This is a genomic window from Anaerococcus porci, from assembly GCF_034090325.1.
Classification (GTDB): domain Bacteria; phylum Bacillota; class Clostridia; order Tissierellales; family Peptoniphilaceae; genus Anaerococcus; species Anaerococcus porci.
Map to the genome: position 1 here is coordinate 1 of NZ_JAXDSU010000036.1, position 9,499 is coordinate 9,499.

At 27.6% G+C, this 9,499-nt stretch carries 8 protein-coding genes, 1 tRNA gene and 1 pseudogene; 3 read left to right on the forward strand and 7 right to left on the reverse strand.

Annotated elements, in window-relative coordinates; all coding sequences use genetic code 11:
- Nucleotides 1-35: 35 nt before the first annotated feature.
- A pseudogene (locus SOR60_RS03495) lies at nucleotides 36-296 on the forward strand (transposase); the annotation flags it as partial.
- Between the two features lie 119 nt (nucleotides 297-415).
- Here the strand turns inward: SOR60_RS03495 and murJ are convergent.
- The 6 genes from murJ to ispE form a co-directional block, all read right to left on the reverse strand.
- Complete coding sequence (murJ, locus tag SOR60_RS03500; protein WP_320595206.1) at nucleotides 416-1,942, reverse strand: murein biosynthesis integral membrane protein MurJ; 1,527 nt, start codon at nucleotides 1,940-1,942, stop codon at nucleotides 416-418.
- 115 nt (nucleotides 1,943-2,057) lie between these two features.
- Nucleotides 2,058-3,056, reverse strand: coding sequence for a M15 family metallopeptidase (locus SOR60_RS03505; RefSeq protein WP_320595207.1), 999 nt, complete (start codon nucleotides 3,054-3,056; stop codon nucleotides 2,058-2,060).
- A gap of 233 nt (nucleotides 3,057-3,289) precedes the next feature.
- On the reverse strand, nucleotides 3,290-5,461 hold the full coding sequence (locus SOR60_RS03510) for an RNA degradosome polyphosphate kinase (protein WP_320595208.1): 2,172 nt from the start codon (nucleotides 5,459-5,461) through the stop codon (nucleotides 3,290-3,292).
- Between the two features lie 4 nt (nucleotides 5,462-5,465).
- Entirely contained in the window at nucleotides 5,466-6,371 is a 906-nt protein-coding gene (locus tag SOR60_RS03515; RefSeq protein WP_320595209.1) for a Ppx/GppA phosphatase family protein, read from the reverse strand.
- A gap of 54 nt (nucleotides 6,372-6,425) precedes the next feature.
- A complete protein-coding gene (gene murI / locus SOR60_RS03520) occupies nucleotides 6,426-7,175 on the reverse strand; it encodes a glutamate racemase (RefSeq protein ID WP_320595210.1) in 750 nt (249 codons plus the stop codon).
- Nucleotides 7,168-8,004 (reverse strand): 4-(cytidine 5'-diphospho)-2-C-methyl-D-erythritol kinase, encoded by an 837-nt coding sequence (ispE, locus tag SOR60_RS03525; protein WP_320595211.1) that lies wholly within the window; start codon nucleotides 8,002-8,004, stop codon nucleotides 7,168-7,170. Before ispE ends, murI begins: the two co-directional genes overlap by 8 nt.
- A gap of 552 nt (nucleotides 8,005-8,556) precedes the next feature.
- On the opposite strand from ispE, the gene SOR60_RS03530 reads away from it, so the two are divergent.
- Nucleotides 8,557-8,844, forward strand: coding sequence for a DUF2089 family protein (locus SOR60_RS03530; RefSeq protein ID WP_154539406.1), 288 nt, complete (start codon nucleotides 8,557-8,559; stop codon nucleotides 8,842-8,844).
- Nucleotides 8,837-9,109 (forward strand): hypothetical protein, encoded by a 273-nt coding sequence (locus tag SOR60_RS03535; RefSeq protein WP_320595212.1) that lies wholly within the window; start codon nucleotides 8,837-8,839, stop codon nucleotides 9,107-9,109. The genes SOR60_RS03530 and SOR60_RS03535 overlap by 8 nt, the downstream gene beginning before the upstream one ends.
- Before the next feature lie 296 nt (nucleotides 9,110-9,405).
- Here the strand turns inward: SOR60_RS03535 and SOR60_RS03540 are convergent.
- Nucleotides 9,406-9,482 (reverse strand) — tRNA-Arg (locus SOR60_RS03540).
- Between the last annotated feature and the right edge of the window lie 17 nt (nucleotides 9,483-9,499).

The window sequence follows — 9,499 nt, forward strand, 5'->3', positions numbered from 1 at the left end:
AAATCCAAATCTAGAACCAATATTAAAGGCTCTAGATAAAGCAATACACAACCAAATTAGAGTCAAATGGAATAACTCAATCAATGTCAAGAAAAGGCAATTGCTTAGACAACTCACCAATGGAAAACTTCTTTGGAATTTTAAAACAAGAAATATATTATGGTAGAAAATTCTATTCATATGAACAATTAAAAGAAACAATAGAAAAATATATTAAATATTACAACGAAAAAAGAATAAAAGAAAAATTAGGATATTTAAGTCCAGTAGAATTTAGAAAAAAGAATGTAGCATGAAAATTTTTCTACCCATAGGGGTAGAAAAGGTAAATAAATACCAGAGTAAGTAAAAACTCAATCTGGTATTTAGTACAACTTTTTTGGGTCGCCTTAATCCTTTTTTCAGTCTTTTTTTATTATTTCTTTTTTAAAAATCTATGGTAAATATGGTTTACAAGCTTCATTACCTCTGGAATTCTCGCCAAGAGTATGGTAAATAAATAAAAAATACCAGCTATAATTATGGATATAAATAAACTAATTACATAGCCTAATTTAGGGTTCAAGCTTTTATATAAAAAGTGAGCAATAAGACCCATCATTATAGATAATATTGCAATTTTTATTAATGATCTTAGGCTGGTTTTAAAATTCATAGACCCAAAATTATCTCTAAACTTATAAAATATCATCAAGGCTCCAAGACCTGCAGAAAATGTTGTAGCTAGTGCAAGACCTTCTAATCCAAACACCTTAAGTAAAATGTAGTTAAATATAACATTTATTATTTGTTGAATAACCACAATTATAACTGGAGTCTTGGAATCTCCTACTGCATAAAATCCCTTATCTATTACATCAGATAAGGACTGAAATATTACAAATGGTGCATACATTACAAGCATTGATGCTGTTTTTATAACTGAATCATCATCAAAGGCTCCTCTTTGAAATACCAACCTGATTATAGGTTCAGATAGGCTCATCATTCCAAGAGTTGCTGGAATTACTAAAAGCATAGTCGTAACTATAGCAGAGTTTAAATGAATTTTCATATTTCTAATATCTCCACTTTGTCCAAGATTTGAAATAGTTGGAAATATAGATGTGGTAACTGAAACTGTAATAACACCTGTTATAAGAGCAAGTAAGGTTTTTGAAAATCTTAGAAATGATATTGAAGCATTCCCAAAAAAGTAAGATGCCATAGAGTTATCTACTGTAAGAGATATTTCACCTGCAGCTGAAGAAACTATAACCGGAACTGCTATCATTATTAGTGATTTTATATACTTATTATGTATATCTATTTTATTAATATGCCTATATCCATGCTCTCTTGCAGTTTTAGGAAATAATATATATTGTAATGCATTACCGAGAAGACAACCTACAGCAAGAAAATATGGGTTTTTGCTAAGACCACTTACTATAGTAAAAGCTATGATAATTACATTCATTATTATTCCTGTAATTGCTGGAATAAAAAAATTACCCTTTAAATTTAGATATCCCCTAAATACAGCAGAATAAAGGTATGCAAATATCGCAAACATTATTATCCTTGTGAATATAACTGCCATATCTAAAAGGTCACCTTCAAGATCAGGCGAAAATATCTTACAAAATATCCTTGCAAAAATAAAGCCAAATACTACTGCAACAAGTCCAAATATCATAAGTATATTAAAAATATTTGAAGTAAACTCTTCTGCTGCAGCTTCTCCCTCTTCATTTTTAGCCTTGGTATATATGGGTATGAATCCATAAATAATACCACTTGCAACAAAGTTTGCTATAACTACTGGTAGAGTATTTGCTACAGCATAAATCGCTACAACATCCCCTGTACCATAAAAATATGCCATTACAGATTCCCTAGCAAAGCCAAATACTTTGGATAGAATTGTAACTAACATTAACATAAAAGCAGTTTGTCCCATAATTACCTCTCTTTAATTATAAAATTTATTATAATTTAGTATCACTTAGATATTATATCAAATTATAATAATAAATTAAAAATAAGCACAAGAATTCCTTCCTGTGCTTTAATTTTTATTTGATTTTCAAATATTCCTCAAGTGAAAGGTTATTATCATACATATATTTGGCATTTTCTACACCAACATACCTAAAGTGCCAACACCTTTCCTTGTGCTTTGTAATAGACTCTTTTTCTTTTGGATATCTTTCTATAAAACCATACTTATAAGCATTTTCCTTAAGCCACTTATATTCATCTGTATCTTTGAACTTTTCAGAATATTTATTATCCTCATCAGTAAAAAAGTCAAAAGCTGTACCTGTTTGATGTTCACTTGTAAAAGGTAAATCTTTATCTACATGGTCTTGATTATTTAATTTTTCTTCTGTCTCTGGAAGTCTATAATCGGATGCAACTCTTAAATCTAGACCTTCTCTTTGCATATTATTAATCATAGTAGCTAGGGCACTCTTACTTGTAGCATCAAGTCCTGGTCTAAAGTCTTTTGGCAAGGGATTGTTCTCATTTACAAAAACTATTCCCTTTATTACATTTATTTGACTTTCCTCATCTAATTTAGATAATCCATATCTATTTACATAGTAAAAATTGTCACCAACTTTAATTTTAGAAAAAGAGTTTTCAGTTCCATAGTAAGCTACATAATCTCCCTCTTCAATAACTTGGTCAGTTTTTGTAAAATCTTCTGGTTTTTGATAACAATATTGGGTATTTAAAGCTCTTACAAATGATTTTTGAACATTTTCATATCCATCATTTTCAATTTTAAGCCCATCTTTTACTTCAACTTTCTCAAAGCCAAGTGGTGTTGCTATTTGAGTTTTAGTTTCTTTCTTTTTTTCAATCTCATCTTTCTTATTTGCTTGTGCTGTTCTATTTTCAACACTTCTTCTTATTGGAATTTCTGTTTTATCAGAGTTTAAATCTATGTTAAAGGCAGCGGTTAAAAGTCCTATGCCTATTCCTACTTTTATTATCTTATTTTTTAGTCTTTTCTTTTTTTCTCTTCTTTTTTTGCGTCTTAAATCTCTAATGCTTTTATTAGCCATTCTTTTATCTTCCTTACATTTATTTCAATATAATAAAAATTTACATCTAAAGGGAAATTTTTAAATAAACTATAAATATATTTCAATTTATAAGTAAAATTCATTTAAAAATTTATTAAATATTTCTTCAAATCTATTATAACACAAGTAAGAATAAATATATAGACTATAATCATATTTTATAGAATATTTTTTTAAAATTTAAGCAGCTATTGAAATAGCTGCTTTTATAGTTATTTAAATAAATGTTTAAATCTATCAAAAAAGTTATTTTTCTTATTTTTAGAATTTTTGAATTTATTATGATTTATATTATTTGGAATTATTCTGGATTCCTTAACCTTATTTTTTTCTCTAGCTCTTTTTATGGAAATTTCTATGAATTTTTCTTGAGCAATAAGGCCTATTTTTTTCTCAACCTTTTTATACTCACCTTTAGAGTTCATCATCCTAGTCTTTACATCGTCTGCAAACATTATATCCATAAATTCAAGTATTCTCTTTTTTATATCTTTTTGATAAATAGGGCAAGCAACTTCCATCCTATTTCTTATATTCCTTGTCATGAAATCAGCAGATGATATAAACAATTTACAATTATCACTTTTCCCAAATTGATATACTCTGTGATGTTCTAAAAATCTTCCTACTATTTGATGAACATTAACATTTTCTGTTCTATTTTTAATTCCTGGTAAAATACAAGTAATTCCTCTGATTAAAAGATCAATTTTAACCCCTTCGTTTGAGGCTTCAGATAATTTATCTATAAGTTTTCTATCTGATATAGAGTTCATCTTAAGTCTTATATAGCCATCTTTTGTTTCTTTTTGCCTTTTAATTTGCTCATTTATTAACTCATCTAGTCTTTCTTGCATAGGCTTTGGAGAAACTAAAAGATGCTTATAATTTCCTTCAAGGTTTCCAATCATTATATTGTCAAAGACTTCCTTAACATCTATGCCAATTTCTTTATTTGATGTCATAAAAGAAAAGTCAGTATAAAGCTTGGCAGTTTTTTCGTTATAATTACCTGTTGCAACTTGGGATGTATAATTTATCTTATCATTCTTAACCCTTGTTATAAGGCAAACTTTAGAATGACACTTATAATCATCAAAACCATATACAATCTTACAACCAGCGTTCTCAAGTCTAGATGACCATATTATATTGTTATTTTCATCAAATCTTGCCCTCAGTTCCATTAGAACAAATACTTCTTTACCATTTTCAGCTGCCCTTATTAAGGCCTTAGCAATTTCTGAATCTTTTGCTATCCTATATAAGGTTATTTTAATAGATATAACTGATTCATCTTCACTTGCTTCATTTAAAAGTCTTATTACTGAATCCATTGACTCATAGGGGTAAGATAAGAGTATGTCTTTTTCATCTATTTGATCAATCATTGGTCTATTCTTATCTACCATAAAGGATTCTTGTGGAGAAAATCTATTATATGAGCATTTATCAATAAGACTTTGAGGCATATCTTCTAGCATATCATAAATAAATCCTGCCCTCATGGGAGATGATGTGATAAAAACACTTTCTTTCTTAAGAGATAATTTTTCTAAAAGTAGATTAAATACCTCTTCTTCTATCTGTTCATCTAATTCAAGTCTTACAGGTTGAAGTCTTTTGCGCCTTTTAAGTACATCTTTCATATAAGATCTATAATCAAGATCTACATCATAATCATCATCGTCATAGGAAATATCTGCATTTCTTGTAACTGACATTATGTGTTTAGATTGGCACTTATAATTATCAAATACATTTTCTCCAAACTCTTTAATTATATCCTCAAGTAATACAATTGATGTTTGGCTTACCTTAAGATATCTATCAATCTTATCTGGTACGTAAATTATTCCAAAGTAATTCCTATCTTTTTTGTTGAGTCTTTCCTTGACTAGGTTAAAAATAACATTTATTGATAGGTTTGGTAGTCTTGGAAATGGCCTTACCCTATCTACCACTTGAAAATTTAAGATGGGCTCTATTTTTGAATCAAAATAGAATCTTGCTGTATCATAGTCTTTTTTATCAAGGTCTGATACCTTGCTAATAAAGATTCCCTCACTCTTAAAGTCATTAATAATTCTTTTATAAACTTCATCTTTTTTTTGATATAATCTTTTACATTCAATCATTATAGCTTCAAGTTGCTTTTCAGGTGTCATATTTGACTTATTGTCAACAGCCTTTTTCTTAAGTCTGGTCAAATCTTCTAAAGATCCTACTCTTACCATAAAAAACTCTTCTAAATTTGTATCAAAAATTGAATAAAACTTAAGCCTTTCAAAAAGTTCAACCTCTTTATCGTCTGCTTCATCTAAAACTCTCTCATTAAATTTAAGCCATGATAATTCTCTATTTTGAGTAAAAGATATATCCATAAAATTATTCCTTTCTTAAAACTTTGCTATATACATACCCCTCTCTTACACCTGTTTGGCTAATATTTATAATGTCTGAATCAAAGTACTTAGCAATCTTATTAAGTATAATCATTCCTGGTATAAGAGTATGAACTCTATCAGCTTTTACAGATAAAATCAAATTTAAAAGTTTCTTACTATCATAATCTATAATATCCTTAGTCATATCTTTAAGCTTTTTTCTATCCATACTTGAATTAGACTTATCTAAATTATAATATTCATTATAAAGTTTAAGGCTAGCTCTTGCTGATCCACCTACACCACAAAGTGTATCATGATATTCCTTATAAAACTTATTTTCAACTAAAGAATTTTCAATGTCTGCTTCTATATTCTTCATATCCCTTTTATTAGGAAATAAAAAATCTACATAATCATTATAGGCTGAAAGTGAACCTGTATTTAAAGAAGTTGATTTGATAACCTTTCCTTGTTCAATAATCACAACTTCACTAGAACCACCACCAATATCAGTTAAAACTCCCTTATCAATAGCAAGGGATGAGTTGGCACCAATAAAGGCAAGCTTTGATTCTTCTTCACCAGATATAATTTCTATTTCAAAACCAATCTCATCTTTTACCTTTTGTAAAATCTCAGTCCTATTTGAAGAATTTCTAATTGTAGCTGTAGCAAATGGATAAACATTGTCAATCTCATCAAAATTATTAATAAGTAACTTAAATTCATTTAAAGTTTGAAGAAGCCTTTCTACTCCTTTATCATTTAACTTTCCATTTTCTATATATGACCTTAGACTTGCTCCCTCTTTTTCATTAAAGAGATTATAAATTTTGCCATTTCGTTCCTTATAAACAGAAAGCCTAATTGTATTTGATCCTATATCTATAACTGCATATATCATATATATTCCCCTTTTTATTTAATTTAAATTCATGTAAAATCTATGTAATATTTTTTAAATATTGGCTTGTTTTACACTTATGTCCATATTCATAATTTTTTGAACCATCTTTTCAGTTACATCATTTGCATCAGTCATATAAATCTCTATATTTGTATCTTTGCTTTCCTTGAATTTAATATTTTCACTAAGAACCTTAGCAGGATCAATTATATTTGCTTCATATAACAAGTTTTTTCTAATCTGGTCTTCAATAATTGGATAGTGAGTACAAGCCAAAATTATATTCTCTGTTTTTTTCTCATTAGCAAGCTTTAAGTAATTTTTTAGATCTCTATCAAGCTTCTCACCTTCTATATAACCGCTTTCTATATAATCTACTAATTTTTTACAAGCTACTTCATAAACTTTTTTATTTGAATTTTCCTCAATTTTTTCTTTATAAAAATGCCTTTCACAAGTAGCTTTTGTTGCCATTACAAAAACATCACCATCGACATTTAAAGCCTCTTTTACACCTGCTTCAGATATAGATATGAATTTTTTATTAAAATATTTTTTTAAGTCATCTAGGGCAAGAACAGACATAGTATTACAAGCAACTATAAAAAAATCTATTTCTTTCTTATCTAAAAATTTAACAATTTTTTTAGATAAGTCTTTAATTTCTTTCCTAGTCCTATTACCATATGGAATATTTTTATTGTCTCCAAGATAGTAATAGTTGGCCCTTTTTTCCTTTACTAACTCTCTAAGTACTGTAAGACCACCAAGTCCCGAGTCAAAAACTCCTATATTAGTCATCTATTAAACTCACCCTTTCTACAAATTTATACTTATTTATTAGATTTTCATATGCCTTACTAATATCATCTTCATCAAAAAATATAGCAAAAATACTTGCACCACTCCCACTTAGAAGAGCTTTTTCACATTTAAAATTATAAAGACTATCTCTTATTTCTCTAAGATGAGGATATGCTTCATACACCACATCTTCCATGACATTTTCAAATTTTTTTACAACAGATTTTCGAGAATTTTCGAGACCCTTTATAAGTTTAATATTATCAATTGTGCCATAATCTTTAAGCCTATCGTAAACAAACTTAGATGATATTTGAGTCCCATCATTTATAAGAAGTATTTTCATATCAAGATTTATATCAAATGGAGTCAAAATCTCACCAATACCTTGAGCTCTTGCTGACTTTTTTAAAAAGAAAAAAGGTATATCTGCACCAAGTTTTTTTCCTAAATTAAATAAATCCTCCATGGATAAATTTAGATTCCATAAGTCGTTTAAAGCCATTAAAGTTTCTGCACAATTGGTTGAACCTCCTGCAAGACCCGCTGCTATGGGTATATTTTTTTCAAGTACAATATCAAGACCTGGATCTTCTACCTTGTCCTTAAGTAAATCCCAAGCCTTATATATAAGATTATCACTAATATTATCTAATTCTTTTTTATTTGTTTTAATATTTAACTTTCCATTTTTATTTTTATTTATTATTAACTTATCATATAAACTAATCCTTGTCATAATGCTATCAATCTCATGATAACCATCCTCTCTTTTGTAAAGAGAATCAAGGCTTAAGTTAATTTTAGCATAACATTTTCTTTCCATAATTACCTCATTACAATTATACCACAAGGATTTTCCAATAAAAACTTGATTATTTAGCTAATCAGCATGTAAAAAACGTATTAAAGAAAATTTAGTAAAAATCAGAATTTATTTAGATATTGCTTAAACGATAAGAAAGATAAAAACCGCATTGTCATATTCAACTAATAATGTTACATTAAAGGAATATAAAAAACAGAAAGAAAAATCAAAAAATATATTCTTTATGAAAATAATTAGAAAATAAATTTAAAAAATGGCAATTACAAAACGCCAAAAATATAAAATAATAAATCTACTTCGCCACAAAAAGAAAATTTAATAGGAGTTTTTGAAAATCTTATCCTTAATAATAGAGAAAATCATATTGAAAGCTACAAAATTTTTAAAGAGAAAAAGAAACTTATACAATTAAATATTAGAACTACAATAAGGAGAATATGAAATACAAAAAAATAAAATATTAATTAAATAAAATTTAAAAATATAGCAAAAATTTGAATTATTTTTAAAATATGATATAATAAATAAAAAGAAAGGAGTGATAAGATTATGAAAAATGATTGGATATTTAATCTTGATGACAATGAGATATCCTTTATAAAGCAATTTATTTTAGAATCAGGTTCATTAAAGAGTATAGCGAAGTATTATGATACTTCTTATCACATTATTAGAAATAATCTCAATCAGCTAATTGAAAAAATAGAGCTTATGGAAACAGATGAAGATCCATATATTAAATTTATCAAATCTTTAGCATTACAGGATAAATATGATTATGACACAACAAAAAAGTTAATTGATAAATATAGGGAAAGGAGTCAAGAAAATGAATAAAGATTTATTGATACTTGTTATAATTTTTGGAGTTATATTTGCAGGACTTGAGATTCAACTTGTAAAAAAGAAGAAAATGAACAGATGGATTTTGCCAATTATTGTTTGGACTATTTCTATTATAGTTGCAATTCCATATTCTCTAACATTAGTAGCATTCCCATCATTATTACAAGCGCTTATGATAATTTGTTTTTACATTGAGGATTGTTTTTTTATCAGAAAAAATACCGCTTCTGATAAAATGAAAATAAAGAATTTGTAATAGCATAAATTTAACGCGCAACTGATTTTGTGATTAAAAAACTTAATCCAAATGAGTCTAACAGTAAATCAAAAAAGGTTTACTGTTTTTTTATTTGTTTAAAAACTTAAAAGATGAAACATGAAAGAAATACCGCAAAACATTCAATTATGGATATTAAAAAGACAAAATATAGTGTAAACCTATACTATCCTTTAAAAATTAAAATATAACAACTACAGAAAGGTTCTGAAAACAATGGCAAGTCACAAATAAGACAGCCTATAAACATTTAAAATAAGCTATCTTGCAAAAAATGGCGCGGCATTGAGGATTCGAACCCCAGGCCTACTGGTCCGTAGCCAGTCGCTCTATCCAGCTGAGCTAATACCGCACATAAAAAAATGGAGC